The organism is Paraburkholderia sp. RAU6.4a (assembly GCF_050435625.1).
GTDB classification, from domain to species: domain Bacteria; phylum Pseudomonadota; class Gammaproteobacteria; order Burkholderiales; family Burkholderiaceae; genus Paraburkholderia; species Paraburkholderia tuberum.
The window spans coordinates 866,602-890,181 of sequence record NZ_JBNDKQ010000002.1 but is presented as its reverse complement, the minus strand read 5'-3'; the positions used below and the strand labels follow the sequence as shown (position 1 = coordinate 890,181).

Here is a 23,580-nt window from a genome sequence, read left to right as displayed (position 1 = left end):
GCATGGACACGGTAGAACTGAAAACAAAATTCGATCTCGATACTCCGATCGGCTTCATTGGACTCGGCGCCATGGGCGCACCGATGGCGCGCCATCTTGCCCGTCAGGGCTATAAGCTGTTCGTCAACGACTTCAACCGTGCGGCGGTCGACTCGGTCGTGGCGTGCGGTGCGCAGGCGATGGCCTCGGCCCGGGAAGTAGCGGATCAATGCAGTATTGTTCTGCTGTGTTTGCCATCGCTTCCGGCGATTCGCGATGTCGTCTTTGGCGACGCGGGGGTCGCTGAAGGTTCTGCAGTTCGCGTCGTGGTCGATTTTTCGACGACCGGATCGAATTTCGCTCGGGAAGTGGCGGAGGCGCTCTCAGCCCGTAACATCGCGCTGCTCGATTCGCCGATTACCGGCAATGTCAAGACCGCGGGCAATGGCACATTGGGAATCATGTGCTCGGGGCCCCGGGCTGCCTACGATTGCGTTGCTGCAGTCATGGCGACGCTCGCCAGCGCCACGGTGCTCTATCTTGGGGATGAGTCGGGTAAGGCGCAGACGCTGAAATTACTGAACAACCTCCTGTCTGCGACCGGAATGGCGTCAACATGCGAGGCGTTCATTCTGGGTGTCAAGGGTGGACTTGCACCGCGCCGGATGCTTGAGATTATCAATTCGGGAGACGCGAGCACGAGTGCTTCCCGGAACAAGTTTGGGCGTTCGGTTTTGCCGCGCCGCTTCGATTTTGGTGCCCGTATGGCGATCACGGCGAAGGACATCAGCCTGTCTGTTGAAGAAGCTCAAAGTCGCGGTGTTCCAATGTGGGTGGCCCAGGCAGTCCAGCAGATCTGGAAATTCGCGTCTACGCAGGGAGGATACGACCGCGACGGTACCTCCCTGATAACTTACCTCGAACCGTGGGCTGGCATCGAAGTGAGTAGTGCTGGTGAAGAGCCGTCGTGTCGACTCTCGTGTCCTGAACCCGCGCATCGGCCGCTGGTGCTGATCTGCGGTCAGGCCTCCGTGCGCGAGTTGACGGATAGGTTGGTCGCGTCGGGCTTTGTGTGCCAGCAAGACGAGGACGACCCGCACCTGATCCGTCTGGGATCGCCGCATCCGTCACAAGTCACTTTGACACTCCTTGGTGTAGCCGAGACGGAATCAGAAAGCTCGATTGCTGGTCGCGTGCGAGAAGTTGCCCGTGACGGAGCGGTAGTTGTGAACATGTGTGCGATGGCGGTAAGCAAAGCGGTTGGGATAAAGGCGCTTCTTGGTTCGGAGCTCCCGTATTGCGACGCTCTTCACGCTGGAACGCATCGCGAGATCGTCGCGGGTGATGGCGTGATCATCGTCGGTGGCGAGGCAGTCGCCATTCAGGCAGCGGGCCATGCCATCGCGACACTATGTCGCGACGCCTTCGAGATCGGAGCGACCGTCGGCGCCGCGCATTTAATGCTGCACATCCATACGACGCTGTTCGCAACTTTGCTCGCTGTAACGAGCGAAGCTTATGTCGCCGGAGCCAAAGCAGGACTGGCGCCCGAGCAGATGGCGAAGATTATGGGAATCGAGACGGGTCGCAACGCGGCGAGTTCCCGAATCCTGCCCGGAGAAGTGGCGACACGTAACTTCAACTATGGCTTCAGTTTAGCCGAGGTACTCGCCCGACTCACCACTGCGACTGACGAGGCGCGTCAACTAGGCGTGACCACATGGATCTTCGATAAGGTACGAGGTATCTACGGTCTCGTCCAGGCGTGTACGCGGCCGACTGATGACGTCACGACTATCGCTGTGCAGTATGAGCGATGGGCCGGGGTCGAGCTCAGGAGTGCCGGATCGGACAACGGACGGCCAGAGTAATGGAGCGCGCTAGATGTGCGTACGATTTTCATCGTCAGTGGAATTCATCGCAAAGGTCGGATAGGCATGGACAGGAATGAAGTGACGTATCTCAGCGGGACTGCGAGTATGCCGTTCAAGGGAACTACCCATCGTCAGATCGTTGAATTGGCGAAGTGGACCGACCTGCTGTGTGAGGAGGCCCTCGAACCAGACCTTCCAATCATCGATCCCCATCATCATGTCTGGGATGACGAACGCGGACGGTACATGTCGTCGGAACTGATGCACGACCTGTCCAGCGGACACCGTATTGAATCGACGGTGTTCGTGCAGTTCAAGTCCGGATATCGGAAAGAGGGCCCGCCGTCGATGCAGCCCGTCGGCGAGGTTGAGTTCGCGCGTTCGTTCGCGGACGCCTGCGAGATTCAGAACCCAGGCGGGCCCCGAGTGTGCGAAGGGATCATTGCGCACGCAGATCTGACTCTTGGGGACGAAGTGCAGCCTGTGCTCGATGCAATGGCGGAGGCGGGGGGCGAACGGCTCAAGGGAATTCGGCACGGCGCCACCTGGGACAGTGGCAGCGCTGGATACGGGCGTACCTTCGCAAGACCACATCTTCTTTCCGACGCGACCTTCAGACGAGGATTCGCCAGGCTCATTCCACCAGGCCTCACATTCGATGCATGGCTCTTCTATCCGCAATTGCCTGACCTCGTTTCCCTTCTGCACGATTATCCCGACGCTTCTGTAGTCCTTGATCATGCGGGAGGCGTCCTTGGCGTAGACCCGCACACCGACCGTGCTGCTGTCTTCGACGCGTGGCGAGAAAATATGAAGCGGGTCGCGGGCTACCCGAATGTGACGGTCAAGATTGGCGGCCTCGGGATGCTTTACGCGGGGTGGGATTTCCATCTTTGCGACAGACCGCCGTCGTCTAACGATCTGGCGGTCTGCTGGAGACCATACGTAGAAACGTGCATAGAACTTTTTGGCCCCGAACGGTGCATGTTTGAAAGCAACTTCCCAGTCGATAAACAGAGTTGTGGGTATGGCGTTCTCTGGAATGCGTTCAAGCGGATCACCGAGCGTTTCTCCCCGTCAGAAAAGCTTGCACTCTACAGTGGCACCGCTGCGCGAACCTACAGGTTGCATCGGCCGATCGAGTTGACACAGTCGTGAGCGCTAGCTTCTGCTGCCCCCACGTTATGGCCAGGTGGGTATGTTGGATCACGGCCGCGTGGGCGGGCCTTTCCCGTTGTTCATCATTATCGGCGGTTGCCTGTCTCTTTCGGTGCAACGGTAGTTCAAGCACGCGGTTTTTGCGCGCCCGGATCCAGTCAAGTAGAAAAAAATTACAGCAACGGGTAGCCTCGACGTTTCATTGAATGAAACGGGTTTCTTTTTATTGACTTGAGTTCTACGATGGTCGTAGAGTGACCTGAACAGCCCGGTATGTGCCAGCCTGGATCGAAACCAGATAAGCAGTTGCGCGAGAGAGGCATGGCAAGCGGGGCCAGTAGGCAAAAATCAATAGGAGACGGATTTGTCCTATCGCACTGAAACAGTAGCGCAGAGCTACGGTCGGTTCATCGCGAATGCGAGTCGGGAAGGCTTCCCGAGCGATGTTGCGGAGCACGGAAAGATGCTGGTCGCCAGTACCTTGGCGAGCGCAGCCTTGGGATCGACCCTGCAATCCAGCAAACTGATCAGGAAACTTGAAAATGAACGTGGTGGTTTCCCGGTCAGTACGGTCTGGTTTGGGGGCTGGGAGAGGTTGCCGGCGGTGGCTGCGGCACGTCTGAACGGCCTGATGAGCGATGCGGCGGCATCCGACGACAGTGATCTCCGAAATATCGTTCACAGCGGCACGCAAGCCTGCGCGGGTGCGATCGCCGTTGGCGAAGCTTGCAACGCCAGCGGAGCGCAGGTTCTTGAAGCCGTCATCGTGGGCTACGAAGTTGCCGGAAACATAAACACGGCGATGATCGGCGGTTTGCAACGAAAGGGTTTTCACGGTTGTGTGGTCGCGACGTTCGCTGCGACGGCGGCAGCAGCGCGTCTTCTTAAGCTTCAGCCTGATCAGGCGGCACATGCGCTGGTTCTCGCAGCGACGTCATTAGGAGGTCTGCACGCTGTCGCTGCGACAAGCCTTGCGCGTGAGTATCACGCGGGGAACGCAGCGATGATGGGCGTCTATGCGGCCGAAGCGGCAAAACATGGATACACCGCAGATCTGGCCGGGTTTGAAATGCCACGAGGCTTCTTCGATACGTTTGGCACAGGTGATCACGCAAAGAGTTCTGTCGAGCAACTCGGCAGGAAGTGGAGTCTTCAGACAGAATTGGGCATCAAGCTGGTTCCAGGTGGCTCTCCATTTCACGCTGTAGCGGAAGCCGCGGCCATCGCGGCAACGAAGGGCGATCTTGATGTGGCTGACATCAAGGAAATCGAATTCACGCTTCCCGACTATCCGTTCCCTGGGCCGAAGCATCCGACCGACCTCATCGGCATCGCCCATAGTCCGTTCTACTTTGCCGCCGCCGGAGCCGCGGACCGCGAGTATGGCTGGCAGCATGCTCTTCCCGAAAAGATTGCCGATCCGCGCATTCGTTCCCTTTTCGACCGTGTTACCCGGCTCGACTATGACGTTCCGAACAAAGCGGATTTCAAAAGCGGCGCGATCGTGCGGATAACGACTGTTGGTGGTGCGGTCCACGAGGCATCTGTGCTTGCTCCCAGAGGTGCGGCGGCCCGGGGAATTCACTGGGGCGAACTCAGACAGAAATATGAGACCCTGATGCCATACGGTGCAGTGAGCGCTAAGCGCGTGGCCGAGAGTTTCAGCCAGATACAGGACATGAATGCTCTCCCAGGCATCCGTGATCTGATCGACACGATAAAAGCAGATATGCCATCGTGAGAGGAGACTTGCGCCGTGTTGGCGCAATTGGTTTAACTATCGCGTAACACAGGCTTCATGCTCTGCAGTTGCGCGAAAATGGAGCGAGGAGACGTAAGTGGAGACGTTGAAAAAACTTGCAATCGGAATGCTGATCGCTGCGACCAGTGCATATTCAACCATTGCTTTGTCGGCCGATTACCCGTCCCGAACGATAAGGATTATCGTGCCCGTGTCGGCCGGCGGATGGGGCGACGTGACCACCCGGGTTGTTGCACAAAAGCTCGGTGAAGTGCTTGGCCAATCGGTACTCGTAGACAACCGGACTGGGGCAGGCGGGCTGGTGGGGATTCGATATACGAAGGAGCAACCGGCTGACGGGTACACCCTGATGTCCACAGGTAGCACAATTTCGATTCAGGAAGCACTCAATAAGGAGCCTGGATTTGACGCCCTGAAAGACTTCACTTTGGTTGGGACTTTCGCACGTTCACCTGCCCTCGTCATCGCGGGTGCAAAGTCTAGTTACAAAAGCCTAAGCGATCTGATAGCTGATGCTAAGGCACATCCTGGACAGATCACTTACGGGTCGGCCGGGATCGGTACAACCACGCATATCGCTGCGGCAATGATGCTGAAGCAGGCGAATGTCCAGATGCAGCATGTGCCCTTCAAGGGCAACGGTGCTGCGATGCCCGATGTGATTGCGGGTCGGGTGAGCTTCATGATTGACGCATACGGCAGTAGCGCTGCCGGCCTGCATGGAGGGCTTCTTAAGGCACTTGCTGTCACCAGCGACTCGCGCCTGCCCGTACTTGGCGACGTTCCCACGGCGGCGCAGCAAGGGCTGCCGGGTTTCACCTATTACTACTGGCTCGGACTCTTCGCGCCGGCTGGAACGCCCAAAGATGTTGTCAAAAAGTTAAACGACGCCATGGCAAAGGTGCTAAGTGATCCGGCGTTGAAGGCAAAGCTGGAAGCGCAAGGCACAGAGCCGTTTTACAAGTCCACTGCGGATTCGAACGCATTCCTGAATAAAGATCTGACCGATAATCAGAGCATGATCAAGGCGATGGGAATTCCAAAGCAATAATTGCGGACACTTAAGGAGCAATAATGCGATCGGTCGTCTGCGTGGGGGAACCATCAGCAAGGTGGCTGGCTTCGTTGATGAAACTGGATGCTTTGGAATGGGTGAGCGCAGGCGAAGAATACAGCGCCGATTTGTCGAGCCGCGATCCCATCTGCATCCTGATTGCCTCTGACGTCAGTCCCGAGGTCAGGAAACGGCTCATCACTGGCTTTGCGCCCGCTTCGAACGTCATACTCGTGACGCTCGCTGACGAAGATTGGGGCGAGGGAGATGCATGCTTCGATACGACGGTGCATGTACCGGCCGTATCAGCCGCCTTGTCGCTTGGTGAGACGGACGCAGGCAGAGTCTTTCTGTCCGGCGACACTGGGGCAAGCGAAGCGGCTGTGTCGATCTTCGAGCGAATGTCGCTGGACGCTCTGTATTGCGGATCGCGGCTGGATGCCGCGCAATTGATTTCGGGTATGCAGCATGCTATCTGCGCACTCAGCCGGATGGTAATCATTGAAGCTGCTGGTCTGGGTGTGCGCTCAGGCTTACCCGTCGACCGGGTTGCGTCGGTGATTGCTCACAGCAGCGGCCGCAGCCGGCAGGCCGAGCTATTTTTCAATCGCCTTCTCGATGCAAAAGACGGTGACGCCGGGAAGCCAGGCTCAGCCTTGAAGATGCTCGGATACCTCGTCGATGTGGCAATGCCGCTGGGCCTTCCGCTGCCGCTGACTGCGGCTGCAACGGCTCTGTTGAGCCTGGAGACGGGTGAAGGCAATGACGGTCGGCGAGTTGATGTTGATCCGTTTTCTAACTATGAGCGGCTCGTCGGGTTTCGACGAAGTGACGTGACCACCAGCAAAGCAGACGAATATGCTGGAGGCGATGAGGCCGCACCGCCGGTGATTGGCTACGTTGGTCTGGGGGCGATGGGTAGCGCTCTAGCCGAGCAGGCCTTACGGGTTGCTCGCGAACTTTATGTTTTCGATCCTGATCCTGTGAAGGTCGAACGCCTCACGCGTGAAGGTGCGCGCGCGGCTCCGGATGTCGCCTCGCTTGCTGCTGTATGCGATCTGATTTTTCTTTGCGTTCCCAGTGCGAAGGAGGTTGAACAGGTCCTCTTTGGTGCTCGTGGGATGTATGCATCCCTGAGTCGCGGAAAGATAGTGATCGATCAGACGACGTGCAGCCCGGCTGATGCGATTCGCTTGAGCGAACGACTCGCGATTGCGGGAGTGGCGATGATCGACGCTCCTGTAACTGGGGGGCCGGAAGGAGCCCGGAACGGCCGCCTCGTTACGATGTGCGGCGCCAAGAAGGAGGCCTTTTCCCGCGCGAGTCCAATACTGAAGGCAATGGGCGGCGAGGTTTTGTATTTCGGCGGACCTGGCTCCGGACAGGCCATCAAGCTTGTAAAAAACGCGCTCGGCGTGGGCAACCGGCTGGTCATCTACGAGATGCTGTCAATTGCAGCGGCGTTCGGCATTCAGATTGACACTTTGCACGCGGCATTGTCGGCAGGGGTGAGCGCCTCGGGTGCGCTTGATCGAATCCTGCTGTCTATCGTGACCGGTGATCCTACGGCCGACGCCACACTGAGGACCGTGCTGAAAGATCAACAGCTAATCGGTCGCTTGGGCCGCGCGACCGGAGCTGCTCTACCTATGCTGAATGTGGCGAGGACGGTACTGGAGGCTGGATCGCGAATTTTGGGACCGGGGGCGCAGGTCGATGAGCTTGGTCGCCTCTATGGGATTGAATCTTTTCAAGGGATTGAGAAATCATGAAGAAGCTTGACCGGTTTTACATCGACGGAAAATGGACAGAGCCAGCCGGCAGGGGCCTCTTTGAACTGATCAACCCGGCGACCGAAGAAGCCTATGGGCACGTCACGCTCGGAAGCGCTGAGGACGTTGAAAGGGCTGTTGAAGCAGCGCGACGATCATTCGCATCCTTCTCGCAGTCGAAGAAGGAATGGCGTATGGAGCTTTTGAGCAGCATCGTTGATTCGCTGTTACATCGGCAATCGGACCTGATGGACGCGGTCACCGAAGAGATGGGCGCCCCGAGCAATTTGAAAGGGCAGACGGGCACAGCCGTTCAGGCCTTCCGTCAGGCAATCGTCACGCTGCGGGACTACTCGTTTGAACACATGCTCGGCGACAACGTGGTTCGTCGGGAGCCTATCGGTGTGTGCGGCCTCATCTCTGCCTGGAATTGGCCTTTGCAGTTGTTGTGTCAGAAACTGGCATCTGCATTTGCCGCAGGTTGCACGGTCGTTGCGAAACCAAGCGAATTCACTCCGCTCAGTGCGGTCGTCCTCGCGGAGGCGCTTGATGCCGCGGGCGTACCGCCGGGCGTGTTTAATCTGGTGAACGGAGATGGTCCGACCGTTGGCGAAGCCATCTCGCGTCATCCCGGCATCGATATGGTTTCGTTTACGGGAAGCACCCGTGCTGGCGTAATGGTGGCTCAGGCGGCGGCTGGCACCGTGAAGCGGGTGTGCCAGGAACTGGGCGGCAAGTCCGCGAACATCATTCTGCCCGATGCGGATCTTGCCGCTGCCGCGCGATTCAACGTCTCTCGCGGCTTCTCGAACACGGGCCAGTCCTGCCATTCTCCGACGCGCATGCTCGTGTCGGAAGGCCAGGCAGATGAACTGGTCGAACTGATCCGGAAAGAAGCCCAGTCGGTGAAAGTAGGCGACCCGAAGAACCCGGAAACTACCATTGGACCGGTCGTCAACCGAGCGCAGTTTGAGCGGGTCCTGCACTTCATCGAACTCGGTATTCAGGAAGGCGCGAACGTCGTCACGGGCGGCCCAGGTCGCCCGGAAGGCATCAAAAAAGGCTTCTTTATTCGACCAACCGTGTTCTCGGGCGTCACTCGGGACATGACGGTTGCTCAGGAGGAAATTTTTGGGCCCGTACTTTCCGTCATTACCTACCGCGACATCGACGACGCCATCGAGATCGCCAACGGAACTCGCTATGGTCTGGGGGGGTATCTCTTCTCCTCGAACGTGGAGAATGCCCGTCGTGTCGCCGAGCGCATGCAGGCTGGCCGAATTTTCCTCAACGGCGCGCCATCGAACAACGTTGCGCCGATGGGAGGATATAAACAGTCGGGTAACGGACGGGAGATGGGGGTCTTCGGTCTGGAGGAGTATCTGGAAGTCAAGGCGATGCTCGGTTTCGTGCGCACTGCAGCCTGAACCTGCGAACCGCGCCGGGCTTTTGTACGACACGATCCGGCGCGGTATCGGGTGGTCACGCCAGCCAGGCTGAAGAGGCGGAGTAGATCCAGGGGTTTACCGGCGCACATGCGCCGGCTTTTTCGGGTTCTGACGAGGAGAGGCTCCTCCGTGTCCGTCAAGGCGGTGTCAGAATGCTCGTGCAGGGCATGCGCGCCATCGCTGCCGGTCGGGGCGCATGAGATGACGCCGGCGACCTGGAAAGTCTTTGACCTCAGTCGAGCTGAAGACGATAGACGCGCGCGGCGGTGCCCGAGAACAAATGCCCGCGATCGGTGGCCGACAGATCCGCGGCGATCTTCTTGTACGCGTTCCACAGAACACCGTAGCTGCACATCGCCTTGTCGACAGGGAAGTTGCTTTCGAACATACATCGCTGCGGCCCGAACAGGTCAACACACAATTGCATGTAAGGCTTCCACGCCGCGACAAGGTCGCCAGATGAAGGTGGGACCGTACGTTCGTTGAAGCCGAAACCTGCGTAGCGCATGGCGAGGCCGCCAAGCTTTATCACGGTGTTCGGGAGAGCCGCAAGTTCCTCAATGCGCGAGCGCCACTCTGCAAACACCTGATCACGCACCCCTTTGTACGGGCCGATACCCAGCGGCCCGCCGGTGTGGTTGATCACGACGGTGAGATCTGGATGTTCCCGGCAAATTTGTGCGACATCCTTCAGTTGCGTGAAAAAGGCCCACACATCTAGCGTCAAGCCCATTTTCTGGATACACGAGAGTGCCGCTCGCGTTGGTGCGGCCGTTAACACCCCTTGCGCAGCGCCGCTTGGCAGAACCTCCCGGCTTTCGTGCCAGACAACCGTCGGCCGGATACCACGAAACAACCCTCCGCCAGCCTCGATGTGTGCCTCCAGCGCTGGTTGCACGTCGTGACCGAGCAGCAGGTCCACAGTCCCCACGATTCCCGCGCATAGCTGAAGAGATGGGTTAGACGCAGCGCTTTGCTCCGCTGCCCGCCGGACAAACTCCGTCTCGCCGACCGGTTTGAGCGCTTCTGGACCGTGCTCGCGATACATGGTTCTGCATTGCACGTGTACGGTCGACAAAACCTTATGACCCGTCGAGAAATCCAATACGGTCTCTGTTGCGAGGTATCGGTCACCGGGATGGTCCCAAAAATGGTGATGTGGATCCACGATCGGTAGTTCGGGGTCGATAATCGTCTCCGAATGCAGGGCGAGCCAGTCGGCTCTAACGGTCGGGTGTGCCTTGAGTACGGCTTGAATGGAATCGTCGGACATACGTGAAACGCACGAAGTAGGAAACGGTGAGGGCGACCGTATCGACACGGTCGCCCCAGGTGCGGGCTCAACCAGCCATCTCTCGCATGTCTTGGCCCGCGCGCTCGGGTCGCTTACCGAGTCGTCTGGATCTGCTGGTTTTTGGATTGCTGGGCGTCGCGCCTACTCACTAAAGAGTAGTGTGGCTTGCTCGCCATGATCGCAATCAGACTTACTATGCCGATGACCATCGTGTACCCAAAGAACACACGGATCCCTCCATTCTGATAGGCGATCAACAGCGCGGCAACGATTGGTAGCGGCCCCCCAAAAATGGCGCCAGACATCTGGTATCCAGCCGAAATTCCCGTGTACCGGACCGACGTGGGAAACATGTCAGAAAACAGCGATGCCTGGGAGCTGTGGCATGCAGCATGACCGATGCCGAGCACCCAGATGTATCCGGCAACCATGCCGGCATAAGAATGAGCTTCCACCGCGAGACAGAACGGAATGGCCCCAGCCAGCAGGGCGCATATGCCCCACACGAAGACTCGCCGGCGTCCAATCCTGTCGGAAAGAATCCCGTAGATCGGGATCATCACCATCTCAACTGCCGCGCCGACTGACACAGCAATGAGCATGTCGGCCTGACTGATATTGAGCCGTGTCACCGCATACGCGACCATCGCAACCGCACAGGTATAGAAGAACGTGTTCGGTGCAGCTTGCGCGAACAGAACGCCAAGAAGTTGTCGCGGGTATTCCCTGATTACAGTCATCACCGGCAACTTTTCGATGTTGCCCGAAGCTTTGGCCTTGACAAATGCGGGAGACTCCTCAACCCGATGCCGGATATAGATGCCGACTAACAGCATTGCAGCGCTAAGGATAAATGGCACCCGCCAACCCCATGCCATGAGAGCGTGCCTATCGAGATTCGTCATCGCCAAAAACGTGAGATTCCCAAGCAGGAGGCCGAAGAACGCTGCGCTCTGCGGGACGCTTCCAAAGAGGCCGCGACGTTTGTCGTCAGCATGTTCGACGACCGTCACGATCGCGCCGCCATACTCTGCTCCTGCGGATAGCCCCTGGACAATGCGCAGCAGCACAAGGAGGACGGCTCCGATGTATCCCGCGCTTCCGTAGGTTGGCAATAATCCGATCAGGGTCGTTGCGGTGCCCATGATGACGAAGCTCCAAAGGAGCGTGGTCTTACGCCCGATCCTGTCGCCCAGGTGTCCCGCGATCACCCCGCCGATGGGCCGCACAAGCCATGCCGTGGCGAACGTCATGAAACCAAAGATTGTCCCCATCGTGGGGTCAACAGCGGGAAAGAACAGTTCTTTCAGAAACAGCGCAGAAATCGTGCCGAAGATGAAAAAGTCATACCATTCGATTGTGGACCCGACAAAAGTTGACGCGATGATGAGTCGCCTTTGCCTGGCGGTTGATGTCGGGGTAGCCATCGTCCTGTCTCCGTAATTTCGGTAGCTGATTTTTTGACGGTCGGGCGAGGCTGCACGACCATTTGAGATGAATCTAATCCGGTTTGTCGTGCCAAGTCAACAAATCAGAATCGATTCCATTGTATGGAACTTTGATGCCCGCGTCTCAGATGCCCATAATGAGTGGACGGGGACTCGCATACGGCTGTTGGCTATTCTCCGAGTCTTCGCTGGTCAACCATAAGGGAAAACATGAAGGTTCTTCTTACCGGTGGCGCGGGATTTCTTGGCGCCTACGTCTTCGCCGAGCTCGAAAGAGCCGGTCATTCGGTCCACGCGTACGACCGTGCCGGTGTTACCCCAGATCTTGCAACCGTCGCGAAAAATCTCGCCAGCTCTTTGTTCATTGGTGAGATCGCGGACGCCGCTACGTTCGCTGCGGTTTGCGCAGACGTACGGCCTGACGTGATTGTGCACGCGGCAGCGCGTGTCGGATTCGAACCGTCAATTGAGGATCCCGTCGGCTTCTATCAGACCAACGTCATGGGGTTCGTCAACGTCTGCGAAGTGGCGCGTGCGTCCGGTGTCCGGAAAGTCGTGCTGATATCCAGCAATACGGCGTGCCATGCCGGGGTGGGATCTGCGCAGATGGAGAGCGATCCGGCTTTCTCGATCTTCAGGGCGAATCCGAGTGCTCACTACGGTACTAGCAAAATGATCACCGAAGCGATCGGGATGTCTTACGGTCAATTTCACGGGATCGACTTTCTTGCTTTGCGAGTAGCGGCCGTCTATGGCTTCGGCATGCGAACGCCGCTGTATATCAAGCCGATGGTTGAGAACTCAGTTGACGGGAAGAGGACGTTTTTTGAGACGGGAGGACGCATGAAGCGGGATCTGACGCATGTTTTGGACGTCAGTCGCGCTGTTGTGAAAGCCGTCGAAGTGGAGAAGTCACGCGCTGGCCAATCTCACGTCATCAACGTTGCCGCAGGTCGCCTGGTGGCACCGTCAGAGATAGCGCGAATCGTTCGCGATACCGTGCCCGGCGCCGATATTGAGATCGGAGATGCGTTGACAGATCTGGAGGAGGAAAACCTGAAGACGCGCGTGCCGCTCGACATCTCACTGGCTCGCGAGCTTCTCGGTTGGATACCTGATTTTCGCATCGCGGAGGGAGTCGCTGAATACGCCGACAGGTATCGGCAGTTTCGATCGTAAAATGCTTCGCGTTGTTCACCCTCAAAAGGGGAAGCGACCACGTGGATCGTGGCCGGCTTAATTGATTCGCCCGCAGCAGTGCGGGCGATAGACACCGTTCAGAACTTGTGGCGAATCCCAAGACGCACTGCGAATTGGCGATCCGAGGTTGAAGGAGTTAGCTGGTTGATAGACGCGACAGCAGTTCTACCAGTCGAATCCGTCCCACGAGCCTGCTGGTATGTGGCGACCGTATAGACGTCGGTCCGCTTCGAGAGAAAATAGTCCAAGCCAGCGGACTCCTGATTGTAGATGGCGGAGCCGTGATCTGAAGCGCCGCTATTATGGGTATACACGTACGCCAATCCGGCGACGAGAGCCGGTGTTATTTGATACTTGAAATTGGCTTCGGCGATGTTGAAGGTGGCCGTGCCCGAGATCCCACCAGCCGGTACGGGGCCGGTAGTCTTGTTGCCAAGACTCATGAATTTAGTGTTCGAATAGGTGAGTCCGAAGGTGGCAGCCCCGAATGTGTAGGATCCGCCGGCGCCGATGACCTGAAGGCTATGAGCAGACGCATAACCTGAGATGACCGGGGACGATCCAAAGTTCGAACCCGGCACGCCACCGACCGTGGCAGCTGGTGACCCACCGTTGCCATAGAACGAGACGTTCGGATTCCTGACATTCAAGTAGCCAACCCCTGCGAGTAACGGACCGTTTGCATAGTTGGCGCCCAGCGACCAGATCTGATTGCGGCTAATGTCACCAGCAACGCCCCCCAAGGAGTAAGTGCCGCCAAATGTCAAACCAGCAATCGCCTTGCTTGTGTACTTGATTGCGTTGTTGACACGGTTCGTATTATTAAAGTTGTCCAGATCTGCTGGGTGCGCCGCCATATATCCACCCCATTGATCGCCGACGATGAATTGCCCGAGGTTGTCGACAACCATGTCGTACTGGCGACCCAGCGTCACCGTGCCGTACTGACTGCCCAATCCTACGTACGCCTGCCGGCCGAAAAGCAGGCCTCCCTGCCCCATTTTTCCGCTGTTGACGTCGAAGCCGCTTTCGAGCACAAAAAGAGCAGCCAGGCCACCACCGAGGTCCTCCCGACCCTTCAAGCCCCATCGACTACCGTTGAGCACGCCACTGGAAAGATTGTAAAGACGCTCGCCTCCAGCGTTGCTGTTATAGTTGACACCCTCATCGATGATTCCGTAGAGCGTTACGGTTGCTCTGGGAAAAGGCGGCACAACTAAACATGCTGCCAGCCGCAAGTGCGAACAACTGCTTCTTCATCGTCTGTCTCCAAATCTTGTATTAAATATTAAAGGGATGGCATCCCGGGACTGGGCATGGGCGTCCTGTGTCCTGACAGAGGCGAAGCGGGTCATTTATGGTCACACTCCCGCCCGGGCACCACGCGCTTCAGAATCTATCGGCCTTTAAAAAGGTCGTCAAATTTACAGAATCGATTTCACTCATCGAAACCTAGTGGTTTGACGCTTTTCAAATCTCTGATGGAAGATCGTGCGGTAACGTGCGTTCGATCGACGTGTAATCAGATGGTTCGCGCAGGCTATATCCAAGCAGGGACGGCGCAGACTACGATTTGATTGCTTCGGAGCAAACTTCGTCGAGCCAGGAAAGTGCGCGAGCGACCTCGCAAGCAACAAGGGTCACCCCGAGGCCCGTCATCAACATGGCTCGAAGGGATTCTTTCGTGACACCGTGATCAATCGTGCGACGCGCGTGGATCTTGAATGGGAACTCGTGTCCCAGCACGGCGAACTGCATGGTGAGTATGATCTCGGATAAGTCTGCTCTGACCGTACCGGTGGACATTACCGCGACACGCATCTTGCCGAAGTGTTCCATCGCCTCTGAGTTAGCCTCCGTTAGTCGCTGCGATGATGGGATTCGGGCTACAGTAGTCATGACGAGTGCACCATCGTTCGTGTCTCGGTTGCAGGTGGTATGGCAGGTTGTTCGCCGGGTCGAGCCGCACATGGTTGGGGGGCATACCGTACCGAGCCGGCAGGCTTTCAACGTTGGCCTTTCACAATAATGCTGGTTCTTCACGCGTGCAAGCCAGTGATTCATGTTCCGGTGGATGAAACCAGAATAATCGGACCAGATGCCGAGTGGGTTGCGTAAGACTGATTTAAGGACAGACGTACTGGATTTTTATTTTGCTACCAACAGCGTCACGCCCGCATCGACCGGGGAAGCGCTTGCGGCGGTGATTAGCAATCCATTTGAGAAGATGGACAATGCAGTTGAAATATTAAACCGGTTCCGTCATGCCCCGGCTGATCGCATTCGTGTCAAGGCAGCGATCGAGGCGGCAACCTTGCTGCTTGTACCGGTGCTACCGATCTTGTTGAGCGTTACCCAGGCGTGGGGTTGGACATTGCCGCGAGTAACCATTGCCGACGGGTCTGCGCCTTCTTATTGACGTCGTGCGAGAAATCAGGCCGCTGGGATTGTTGGTGCCTGTCAGTTTGCGGCCCACCCTTGGAAAAGCTGATGTCTGCCTCGATTCGCGCGCTATTTCCGGTTTGTGAGCGCAATTCAATGCTGCATGCAACGCATCCAGTCCGCTAATGTGCGGCCTAGAATTTGCGAGGTTTCGGTGATTGGCAATCCGACGCCGATTGGTCCATCATCGAGAAACGCCGATAGAGTCCGTCTTGCAGGAGATGTCCATGCAATATATTAACTTGGGCCAGTCTGGCCTTAAGGTCTCGCGCCTTTGTCTCGGCTGCATGAGCTATGGAGATCCAGCTCGTCTACCGCAGCCGTGGTCTTTGAATGCAGAAGCATCGCGCCCCTTTTTTCGCGCTGCCCTGGAGTCTGGGATCAACTTCTTCGACACAGCTAACATCTATTCCGGTGGAAGTTCTGAGGAGTTTACTGGTCGGGCGCTCAATGATATGGCACGACGTGACGAAATTGTCGTCGCTACAAAAGCGTTTTTTCCTTGGAAGAATTCGCCGAACGCTGGCTTTCTCTCCCGCAAGGCACTGCTTCAGTCAATCAACGATAGCCTGAGCCGGCTCGGCATGGAGTACGTCGACCTATACCAGATCCATCGCTTCGATCACGAAACGCCGGTCGAGGAAACGATGGAGGCATTGCATGATATCGTTAAAGCGGGGAAAGCACGCTACATTGGCGCTTCATCGATGGAAGCCTGGCGTTTCGCCAAGATGCAGCATGTCGCCGAACGTAACGGCTGGACACGGTTCATTTCCATGCAACCGCAATACAATCTTCTCTATCGCGAGGAAGAGCGCGAGATGTTGCCTTTATGCACGGATCAAGGCGTAGGCGTGATTCCCTGGAGCCCAATGGCACGAGGCAGACTGACACGGGACTGGAGCGAAAGCAGCAATCGCACACAGAACGATACTTTTGCCCGTCAGATGTACCTCAACGCAGAAGAGCAGGATCGAAAAGTGGTCGAAGTGGTCGCGCGGATAGCGGAAAACCACGGTGTTCCTCGCGCGCACGTCGCGCTGGCCTGGCTGCTTGCCAAGCCCGCAGTGACGGCTCCAATCATTGGGGCGACGAAGCTCACGCATCTCGCTACAGCAATCGACGCGCTTGACTTTTCCTTGTCGGACGAGGAGATCGCGGCGCTCGAGACGCCATACGTGCCTCATCCCGTTGACGGAGTTGTTCCACCGCTTTCCGATGAGCCGTTGACCATTACGCCTCCCCGGCGCTGAGCAGCGGAAGCCTTCCGCGAGATCGCCCGGGCCGCTTCGCACCTCAAACGCCTCAGACCGGTTTCTAGCGGAGTTTGAGCCGACCGTGTCCGGCATTCGTACTCCGGGTGTCGTTAGATCCGCCTGCGAAAGAGGGTCGGCCCGTATCGTCGCGATATAATCGTCCGTATTGGGAAAGGCTCAGGACATGCAGATCAATCGCGCTGACGTAGCAGATTTAATCTATTTTCTGGCTATTGCGCGCCACAAAAGTTTCAGTCGCGCAGCGATTGAACTCGGCGTGAGTACCTCTGCGCTCAGTCACGCCCTGAAGGGCCTCGAAAATCGTCTGGGAGTTCGTCTCCTGAACCGCACGACGAAGAGCGTTACGTTGACCGGCGCGGGCGACGCGTTGGCGGCCTCTGTGGGTCATCCCTTCGAGGCGATCGATAACGCATTAGAGACGTTGAACCGTTTTCGTGATGCGCCCGCAGGTCGCATCCGGCTCAATGTCGCAGTCGAAGCCGCGACGTTGCTGCTGGCTCCTGTGATACCGGCTTTCGTCGAGCGCTACCCGGACGTAGAACTCGACATAGCCGCCAGCAACCGCATGGTGAACGTGACGGAGGGAGGCTTCGACGCGGGCATTCGCTATGGCGGCACCGTCCCCGAAGATATGATCGCGCAGCGTCTTTCCGCGAACATTCGATGGGTCGTCGCTGCGGCACCCACCTATCTCGACAGGTTTGGGATGCCGGCTCATCCTGACGATCTTCTTCAGCATCGCTGCGTCGGCAACCGTCTGGGAGATGACCGCATATATCGGTGGGAATTTGAGCGCGGAGGTGAGAAGCTGTCGGTGACAGTGCCGTCCTCCATTACGGTCGATCACGCTGATACCGGACTCGTTGCCGTGCTCGGTGGCGTGGGTCTTATGTACTTTCCAGAACCACTGGTCGCACCACACGTCGAGGCTGGACTGCTCCGGCTCGTGCTAACCGACTGGGCGCCATCCGGACCAGGTTTTCACATTTACTATTCGAGCCGACGCCAAATGCCTACGGGTTTGCGTCTGCTGATTGATCTGGTGCGAGAGATTCAGCCGCTTGGTTATTAAAGGCGCGGAACCGACAGTCGCTTTAGCGACTTGGGGTCATAGATACATGCGCGTACACGGATTAGCCGCGATCAGAGCGGGTCGGCAAGATCACAGACATGCGTAGCGATCAGTGCGGTGCCCGGCGGGAGTGAAGCCGGATCGCGATCGGGACGGCACAGAGTGGGAGGACCGCGGCGATAAGGAAGATCGGGCCAAGCCCCGTCACATTGGCGACCAGACCAAGAGCGGGCGCGAACACGCCGAGTGCAAGATCGATAAACGCAGTGTAGATGCCCATCGCGAGACCTCGCGCATCCGCCGGTGCACGCGCCACCGCCTCCATACCGAAGCCCGGATACACAAGCGCGTAACCGAAACCTGCCAGCGTCGCTCCCGCGAAGGCTAGCGATGCAAAGGGCGAGAGGTAGATGAGAGCCATGCCTGCACTGTGAATGAGCACAAAGATCGCCGCGGTTCGAGCGCCACCGAGACGGTCAGGCAATGGACCGAAGAATACGCGTGCGATTATCAAACCGGCCGCAAATGCGGAGAACGATAACCACGCTGGCTGCCAGCCGCGCTGGATAAAAAGAAGTACGGCGAACGCAGTCATCATGCCGTAACCGAGGCTCGCGAAGGCCATCCCCAATCCGGGTATCCAGACGGCGGCCAGAACCTTGGCGAGGACCCTGTCGCTGCGGGGATTCGTTCGGACGGCGGGGATGGGCAGGATCAGGACGAGAGTGGCCACTGCGCCGACGACCGTAGCCAATCCAATCGAGGCAAAACCAAAGTGTTCGAACAGGTAACTGCCGAGTGGTGAGCCCAGAGCTAGTGCCACGAACATCGACGTTCCGATCCATGCAATCATTTTCCCGACACTGCCAGGTCCGGCGAGGGCCAGGCACCAGCTTTGAGATCCCGTCATGATGAAGCTTTCAGCCCCGCCCAGCAGCGCGCGGCCGAGCAACAATATCGCTATCGAAAGGTATGGCTTGCCGGTGGCGAGCAAGGAAGCGAGGTAGAGCAATCCGGCGAGCACTGCCATCACGAGGCCCGTCGAAACAGCGTATTTTGGTCCTTTGCGATCGGAGATTGTGCCGGACCAGAGACGGGAGATCAGCGACGCGGCGAACTGGGCACCAGACACAAGGCCGACGGTGAAGGTTCCGAATTTCAGGTCGTCGTGGACGTGTAGCGGAAGAACGGGTAATGCTGCGCCCGTGACCAGAAACACCGTGAAGACAGATGCCATCACGGACAGTAGGGATCGGGTGCTCGGCGCTGTGGACCGTTGGGGCATCACGAACATAGATTGCTCCTTGCGCCGCGCGCGGTCAAAGGCCCGTGAGCCGGAGCATCGCGTCGGGGTATCGCGCCCCCTCGATCTTCATTGCCATTGCGCCTGCCCTGATTTCTTGAAGATCGTCGCTCGATAGCGCCAGAGTCAGCGATCCAATGTTCTCCACGAATCGGTCCAGCCGGCGTGTGCCGAATAGCGGAACGATCCATGGTTTCTGCGCCAGCAGCCAGGCAAGTGCGACTTGAGCTGGCGTGGCGACGTGACGCGCTGCCACTGTACGAAGCAAATCGACCAGTGCCTGATTGATCTCACGCGCCTCCGGGGTAAAACGCGGGATCTGACCGCGAAAGTCGTTGCTGCTGAAACTTGTACGCGTGTCAATCGTGCCCGTGAGGAACCCCTTGCCAAGCGGACTGAACGGGACGAAGCCAATGCCAAGTTCTTCCAGCGTGGGAACGACCCCCGTTTCGGGTTCGAGGGTCCAAAGGGAGTATTCGCTTTGTAGCGCCGTCACAGGCTGGATCGCGTGCGCAAGCCGGATCGATTGAGGTCCAGCCTCCGACAGGCCGAAATGCAGCACCTTGCCTTCGGTGATCAGGTCTTTCACGACGCCAGCGACGTCTTCCATGGGTACTTCCGGGTCGACGCGATGCTGATAGAGCAGATCGATGTAGTCGGTACGGAGTCGTTTCAGACTACCTTCGACCGCCCGACGAATTTGATGTGGCTTGCTGTTGACGCCACCACGGTGCTCGCCCGTGTCCTGATCGATGTCCCAGCCGAATTTGGTAGCGATCTTGACCTGGTGTCGCATGCCCGCGAAGGCGTCCGCCACCATTTCCTCGTTTGTCCACGGGCCGTAGACCTCCGCCGTATCGAAGAAGTCCATGCCGAGAGCGACAGCTTTGCGCAGCAGTTCGAGCATCTGCGGCCGATCGGGAATATCGCGGGACATACCGTAGCCCATGCAGCCCAACGAGAGTGCCGAGACCTCGAAGCCCTGGCCAAGTTTGCGTCTTTGCATATGTGCACCTCAGTCTTTTGGGGAGATCCTGACGGTCGCCGCGCGAGCGCGCTCGCCGATCATGGGCGCGAGGTAAGGACTCTTGCCGTATTTGTGCCGATAGGCCTCGTCGATCCGCTCGGTGAGCGAACCTGTGACCGGACTGAAGGAAACGTCCCTCGCGGCCCCTGCCGCCGTGATCCGTCCTGAACCGTGAAGGATGGCTGCCTGATACCAGTGTGAGGCTTTACCGTTGTAGGCCCGAACGTAAAGATCGCCGTCCAGGACCACCGACCAGACCCAGGTTGGGGTCCCATACGTTTTCCGATCCTCACGGAATGGGGCGACGTGCAGATCGTCTGAGGTTGCGATGCGATCCAGTTCGGTTTTCGTCCATGTACTCATGTTGGCTTTCGTCGTATGAACCCTTGCGCGAATCCCGGTCAGCGATTACACGAGTGTCAATCTAAACCAGTCGCCCGGGTTACTGAACCCTGCTTTCTGCCAATGCTGCTGTGAGCTCCGTTCACAACAGAAGAGTTGCGATGACTGCCGCACCCGGCAAACTTCCGCGAACGGGAATCCAGACACTGCTGAAGGCGGTCTATTGAGGCGCCTTCACAAGTGCATTCGATGGAGACCAGCTTTCAAAAAGTGGCGCTACGGTTAAAGTTGGTCGATATCGAATGAGGTCGTCTATCCGCGCAGGCGACTCCGCTCGCGGGCAGTCAGCGGATCGATCGCGCCCTGGCGGCGGTAGACGCGTCCAGCGGCACAACCTAAACAGGAATCGGGAATGCAATATGTTCATCTCGGGCGTTCCGGCCTGCAGGTCAGTCGTCTATGCCTCGGAACCATGAATTTCGGCGAAGTGACGGACGAGTCCACCAGCTTCCGGATCATGGACGAGGCGTTGGAGTCGGGTATCAATTTCCTGGATACCGCGGTTCACATATGGTGGGCCTCAGAGTCCGCAGATGAAAAAGGGCTGCGGTATCTCTGAAGAAATCATCGGGCGCTGGATGGATCAAGGTGGCAGGCGTGACCAGATCGTGCTCGCCACGAAGGCCTACCAGCCGAGGGGGCTCGGTCCCAACGATCGCCGCTTGTCCGCCTATCACATCAGGCGCGCTTGTGAAGACAGCCTGCGTCGTTTGCGAACTGACCACATCGACCTGTACCAGATGCACCATATCGACAGGCACACGCCGTGGGAGGAAGTTTGGCAAGCCATGGATGTACTGATGCAACAGGGGAAGGTGCTCTACGTCGGTAGCTGCAATTTTGCCGGCTGGGATATTGCGACAGCACAAGCGGCTGCCCGTTCACGTCACTTCATGGGACTTGTCGCCGAACAGAGCCTCTACAACCTGTCTGTGCGGTCTATTGAGCTCGAAGTGATTCCAGCCTGTCGACATTATGGCGTTGGCCTTCTTCCCTGGAGTCCGTTGGGTGGCGGGCTTCTAGGAGGGGTGTTGCGAAAGGCGCATGAGGGTCGCCGCGCAAATCCCGAAATGGCACGGAGAATCGTGCGATACCAGAACCAGCTCAGAGCGTACGAGGCGCTGTGCGAGGACCTGGAAGAGCGTCCAGCTGACATTGCGTTGGCCTGGCTACTTCATAACCCGTCGGTTACGGCTCCGATCATCGGCCCCCGGACGGCGGAACAACTCAGGCTTGCACTACGGGCCATCGAGATTTCCCTATCCGAAGATGCACTCCGATGCCTCGACGAAATCTGGCCCGGGCCTGGTGGAGAGGCATGCCTCCAAGCGATGCTGCAGACGAAGCAGCAGAAAATTTCGAAAGGGTCATCGCCGTGAACCTGCGTGGCGTCTGGGCCTGTATGAAACATGAGTTGAGCCACATGAGAAAGCAGGGCAGTGGCGCGATCGTCAATTGCTCTTCCCTTGGAGGCCTGGTGGGACTTCCTGGCCGGGCGGCCTATCATGCTTCGAAACACGGTGTGATCGGGCTAACGCGAAGCGCGGCCCTCGAATACGCGCCACGCGGGATCCGCATCAACGCGATTTGCCCCGGCACCTTCGATACTCCGATGGTCTCCGAGATGCTGGAAAAACAGGCCGACGCAATGAAGGAGATCCTTCGCGAACAACCGATCGGACGGCTCGGACGCGTTGGGGAAATCGCGGATGCGGTGCTTTGGCTTTGCAGCGCCGGGTCGACGTTCGTCATCGGTCATGCGCTTGCAATCGACGGTGGCTTTACTGCCCATTGATTACAGAGTCTTTGCACGGGATCGATAACTGTTGCCAGAGTACCAGACCAAGGTCCGTGCTGCGACGTCGAGCACGATGAAACGGTTGCCATCTATGAACGCTTCGTCTGCGCGCTTCGCGTTAACCGTCGCAGTCCCGCGGACATTCCCGACAGTAGTCGCCGGGGTGTGGGCGAGGGGCCTGGTGACCGCTGACGCGCAGCGGAAGACTACGTGCGCTGGTGTGCAACCGATTAATGGCAAGAACGTTTCGCGGATGAAGAAAGCACCGGTGAGCAATACGACGGGCGCTGGGCGTCTGGGGAAACGTGCGCAGGCTACGGCGTTGGCCGTGATCTTGAGCATGGCAGCCACATCGAGCTTACCCTCAACAAAGGAAGGATCTAAAGACATGCAGAACACAGGAACGACATCGCCAAGCGCTTCTGAAACCCTGACTGACCGCCAGCAGGCGATCGTGCCGATTGCAGCGTTCGCCGCCACCGGCGATATCGCGAATCTGAATACTTCCCTCGACCATGGCCTGGATGCGGGGTTGACGGTCAGCGAAGCTAAAGAAATTCTGGTGCAGCTTTACGCCTACGCCGGCTTCCCGAGAAGCCTGAATGCGCTTGCAGAACTGATGAAGGTGCTGGATATGCGCAAGCAGCGCGGAATTCAGGATGCGGCCGGCCGGCTACCCGGTTCACCCATTCCTGCTGGAGATGCGCTGCTTGCCGCTGGCACCGCGAACCAGAGCCGGCTGTCGGGCGGCCCGGTTAAGGGGGCACTGTTCGAATTCGCGCCTGCAATTGATGTCTATCTCAAGAGACACCTTTTTGGCGATATCTTCGAGCGCGACAACCTTGACTGGCAGAGCCGTGAACTCGCCACCGTGAGCATGCTTTCCGCCCTATCGGGAGTGGATTCACAGTTACAGGCTCACATGCGCATCAGCATGAACGTCGGTCTTACCGCGAACCAGTTGCGGCAGCTAGGACATGTGTTGGCTGACCGCGTAGACGGAAACGTTGCCCGGCGCGCGCAAGAAGCGCTGGATCGACAGCTTGCAATCGCGCCAAGGCACTGAGATCGCTCCAGCCCGGAAGCAGCTGTCGCAATGTGTCCCGGTCTTGTCGAGCATATGCTATCCCGAGAGCCATGGGGCCGCTATTCCGGGCGGTCTCGACCGCCGATCATGTGTCGTTTACCGCTCGAATAACTCCGCGCCAAGCTCCCGCGTTTTGGCGGGCATACCGACTAAAACTTTCGCATAGTCGTTTTCCAACTGGAA

20 protein-coding genes and 1 pseudogene are annotated in these 23,580 nt (G+C 57.9%); 14 read left to right on the top strand and 7 right to left on the bottom strand.

The window, feature by feature from the left end; all coding sequences use genetic code 11:
• The first annotated feature begins 2 nt into the window (after nt 1-2).
• From OKW40_RS08780 to OKW40_RS08755, 6 genes are all read left to right on the top strand, one after another.
• Nucleotides 3-1,850: an NAD-binding protein gene (locus tag OKW40_RS08780; RefSeq protein ID WP_429489303.1), complete on the top strand. Its 1,848-nt coding sequence runs from the start codon at nt 3-5 to the stop codon at nt 1,848-1,850.
• A gap of 15 nt (nt 1,851-1,865) precedes the next feature.
• Nucleotides 1,866-3,011, top strand: coding sequence for an amidohydrolase family protein (locus OKW40_RS08775; protein WP_429489301.1), 1,146 nt, complete (start codon nt 1,866-1,868; stop codon nt 3,009-3,011).
• 364 nt (nt 3,012-3,375) lie between these two features.
• A complete protein-coding gene (locus tag OKW40_RS08770) occupies nt 3,376-4,752 on the top strand; it encodes an MmgE/PrpD family protein (protein ID WP_429489299.1) in 1,377 nt (458 codons plus the stop codon).
• A gap of 97 nt (nt 4,753-4,849) precedes the next feature.
• Entirely contained in the window at nt 4,850-5,824 is a 975-nt protein-coding gene (locus OKW40_RS08765; RefSeq protein WP_429489297.1) for a Bug family tripartite tricarboxylate transporter substrate binding protein, read from the top strand.
• Between the two features lie 77 nt (nt 5,825-5,901).
• The gene (locus OKW40_RS08760; protein WP_429489295.1) at nt 5,902-7,599 is read left to right on the top strand and encodes an NAD(P)-binding domain-containing protein; all 1,698 of its coding nucleotides are present in this window, start codon (nt 5,902-5,904) and stop codon (nt 7,597-7,599) included.
• On the top strand, nt 7,596-9,026 hold the full coding sequence (locus OKW40_RS08755) for an aldehyde dehydrogenase family protein (RefSeq protein WP_429489293.1): 1,431 nt from the start codon (nt 7,596-7,598) through the stop codon (nt 9,024-9,026). The genes OKW40_RS08760 and OKW40_RS08755 overlap by 4 nt, the downstream gene beginning before the upstream one ends.
• A 253-nt stretch (nt 9,027-9,279) precedes the next feature.
• Here the strand turns inward: OKW40_RS08755 and OKW40_RS08750 are convergent, their stop codons facing one another.
• The gene (locus OKW40_RS08750; RefSeq protein ID WP_429489291.1) at nt 9,280-10,320 is read right to left on the bottom strand and encodes an amidohydrolase family protein; all 1,041 of its coding nucleotides are present in this window, start codon (nt 10,318-10,320) and stop codon (nt 9,280-9,282) included.
• A 113-nt stretch (nt 10,321-10,433) separates the two neighbouring features.
• Nucleotides 10,434-11,768 (bottom strand): MFS transporter, encoded by a 1,335-nt coding sequence (locus OKW40_RS08745; RefSeq protein ID WP_429489289.1) that lies wholly within the window; start codon nt 11,766-11,768, stop codon nt 10,434-10,436.
• A gap of 231 nt (nt 11,769-11,999) precedes the next feature.
• Here OKW40_RS08745 and OKW40_RS08740 point away from each other — a divergent pair, with 231 nt between their 5' ends.
• Nucleotides 12,000-12,968 (top strand): NAD-dependent epimerase/dehydratase family protein, encoded by a 969-nt coding sequence (locus OKW40_RS08740; protein ID WP_429489287.1) that lies wholly within the window; start codon nt 12,000-12,002, stop codon nt 12,966-12,968.
• Nucleotides 12,969-13,066: 98 nt separating this feature from the next.
• Here OKW40_RS08740 and OKW40_RS08735 read toward each other — a convergent pair.
• Both OKW40_RS08735 and OKW40_RS08730 read right to left on the bottom strand, forming a co-directional pair.
• Nucleotides 13,067-14,249 (bottom strand): annotated as a pseudogene (locus OKW40_RS08735) (porin).
• A gap of 306 nt (nt 14,250-14,555) precedes the next feature.
• Nucleotides 14,556-14,828 carry a hypothetical protein gene (locus OKW40_RS08730; protein ID WP_429489286.1) on the bottom strand — a complete coding sequence of 91 codons (273 nt, stop codon included), beginning with the start codon at nt 14,826-14,828 and terminating at the stop codon, nt 14,556-14,558.
• A gap of 271 nt (nt 14,829-15,099) precedes the next feature.
• Between OKW40_RS08730 and OKW40_RS08725 the strand changes: the two genes are divergently transcribed.
• The 3 genes from OKW40_RS08725 (at nt 15,100) to OKW40_RS08715 (ending at nt 17,780) form a co-directional block, all read left to right on the top strand.
• Nucleotides 15,100-15,408 (top strand): hypothetical protein, encoded by a 309-nt coding sequence (locus tag OKW40_RS08725; RefSeq protein WP_429489285.1) that lies wholly within the window; start codon nt 15,100-15,102, stop codon nt 15,406-15,408.
• Nucleotides 15,409-15,658: 250 nt separating this feature from the next.
• On the top strand, nt 15,659-16,684 hold the full coding sequence (locus OKW40_RS08720) for an aldo/keto reductase (protein ID WP_429489283.1): 1,026 nt from the start codon (nt 15,659-15,661) through the stop codon (nt 16,682-16,684).
• A 187-nt stretch (nt 16,685-16,871) separates the two neighbouring features.
• A complete protein-coding gene (locus OKW40_RS08715) occupies nt 16,872-17,780 on the top strand; it encodes a LysR family transcriptional regulator (RefSeq protein ID WP_429489281.1) in 909 nt (302 codons plus the stop codon).
• A gap of 109 nt (nt 17,781-17,889) precedes the next feature.
• Here the strand turns inward: OKW40_RS08715 and OKW40_RS08710 are convergent, their stop codons facing one another.
• Genes OKW40_RS08710 through OKW40_RS08700 form a run of 3 tightly spaced genes read right to left on the bottom strand, consistent with a single transcriptional unit; the run spans nt 17,890 to nt 20,473 of the window.
• Entirely contained in the window at nt 17,890-19,074 is a 1,185-nt protein-coding gene (locus tag OKW40_RS08710; RefSeq protein ID WP_429489279.1) for an arabinose transporter, read from the bottom strand.
• A gap of 25 nt (nt 19,075-19,099) precedes the next feature.
• Entirely contained in the window at nt 19,100-20,089 is a 990-nt protein-coding gene (locus tag OKW40_RS08705; RefSeq protein WP_429489277.1) for an aldo/keto reductase, read from the bottom strand.
• A gap of 9 nt (nt 20,090-20,098) precedes the next feature.
• The gene (locus tag OKW40_RS08700) at nt 20,099-20,473 is read right to left on the bottom strand and encodes a DUF2255 family protein (RefSeq protein ID WP_429489275.1); all 375 of its coding nucleotides are present in this window, start codon (nt 20,471-20,473) and stop codon (nt 20,099-20,101) included.
• A gap of 391 nt (nt 20,474-20,864) precedes the next feature.
• Between OKW40_RS08700 and OKW40_RS08695 the strand changes: the two genes are divergently transcribed.
• From OKW40_RS08695 to OKW40_RS08680, 4 genes are all read left to right on the top strand, one after another.
• The gene (locus OKW40_RS08695) at nt 20,865-21,071 is read left to right on the top strand and encodes an aldo/keto reductase (protein WP_429489273.1); all 207 of its coding nucleotides are present in this window, start codon (nt 20,865-20,867) and stop codon (nt 21,069-21,071) included.
• Complete coding sequence (locus OKW40_RS08690) at nt 21,046-21,891, top strand: aldo/keto reductase (protein WP_429489271.1); 846 nt, start codon at nt 21,046-21,048, stop codon at nt 21,889-21,891. The genes OKW40_RS08695 and OKW40_RS08690 overlap by 26 nt, the downstream gene beginning before the upstream one ends.
• Nucleotides 21,792-22,307 carry an SDR family oxidoreductase gene (locus OKW40_RS08685; RefSeq protein ID WP_429489269.1) on the top strand — a complete coding sequence of 172 codons (516 nt, stop codon included), beginning with the start codon at nt 21,792-21,794 and terminating at the stop codon, nt 22,305-22,307. The genes OKW40_RS08690 and OKW40_RS08685 overlap by 100 nt, the downstream gene beginning before the upstream one ends.
• Nucleotides 22,308-22,698: 391 nt before the next feature.
• On the top strand, nt 22,699-23,376 hold the full coding sequence (locus OKW40_RS08680; protein WP_429489267.1) for a carboxymuconolactone decarboxylase family protein: 678 nt from the start codon (nt 22,699-22,701) through the stop codon (nt 23,374-23,376).
• The last annotated feature ends 204 nt before the right edge of the window (nt 23,377-23,580 follow it).

Coding starts and splice junctions, on each gene's coding strand:
- OKW40_RS08780 (WP_429489303.1), top strand. CDS start 3: ATGGACACGGTAGAACTGAAAACAAAATTCGATCTCGATACTCCGATC.
- OKW40_RS08760 (WP_429489295.1), top strand. CDS start 5,902: ATGAAACTGGATGCTTTGGAATGGGTGAGCGCAGGCGAAGAATACAGC.
- OKW40_RS08755 (WP_429489293.1), top strand. CDS start 7,596: ATGAAGAAGCTTGACCGGTTTTACATCGACGGAAAATGGACAGAGCCA.
- OKW40_RS08750 (WP_429489291.1), bottom strand. CDS start 10,320: ATGTCCGACGATTCCATTCAAGCCGTACTCAAGGCACACCCGACCGTT.
- OKW40_RS08745 (WP_429489289.1), bottom strand. CDS start 11,768: ATGGCTACCCCGACATCAACCGCCAGGCAAAGGCGACTCATCATCGCG.
- OKW40_RS08740 (WP_429489287.1), top strand. CDS start 12,000: ATGAAGGTTCTTCTTACCGGTGGCGCGGGATTTCTTGGCGCCTACGTC.
- OKW40_RS08730 (WP_429489286.1), bottom strand. CDS start 14,828: ATGGAACACTTCGGCAAGATGCGTGTCGCGGTAATGTCCACCGGTACG.
- OKW40_RS08720 (WP_429489283.1), top strand. CDS start 15,659: ATGCAATATATTAACTTGGGCCAGTCTGGCCTTAAGGTCTCGCGCCTT.
- OKW40_RS08715 (WP_429489281.1), top strand. CDS start 16,872: ATGCAGATCAATCGCGCTGACGTAGCAGATTTAATCTATTTTCTGGCT.
- OKW40_RS08710 (WP_429489279.1), bottom strand. CDS start 19,074: ATGTTCGTGATGCCCCAACGGTCCACAGCGCCGAGCACCCGATCCCTA.
- OKW40_RS08705 (WP_429489277.1), bottom strand. CDS start 20,089: ATGCAAAGACGCAAACTTGGCCAGGGCTTCGAGGTCTCGGCACTCTCG.
- OKW40_RS08700 (WP_429489275.1), bottom strand. CDS start 20,473: ATGAGTACATGGACGAAAACCGAACTGGATCGCATCGCAACCTCAGAC.
- OKW40_RS08695 (WP_429489273.1), top strand. CDS start 20,865: ATGCAATATGTTCATCTCGGGCGTTCCGGCCTGCAGGTCAGTCGTCTA.
- OKW40_RS08690 (WP_429489271.1), top strand. CDS start 21,046: ATGAAAAAGGGCTGCGGTATCTCTGAAGAAATCATCGGGCGCTGGATG.
- OKW40_RS08685 (WP_429489269.1), top strand. CDS start 21,792: ATGCCTCGACGAAATCTGGCCCGGGCCTGGTGGAGAGGCATGCCTCCA.
- OKW40_RS08680 (WP_429489267.1), top strand. CDS start 22,699: ATGCAGAACACAGGAACGACATCGCCAAGCGCTTCTGAAACCCTGACT.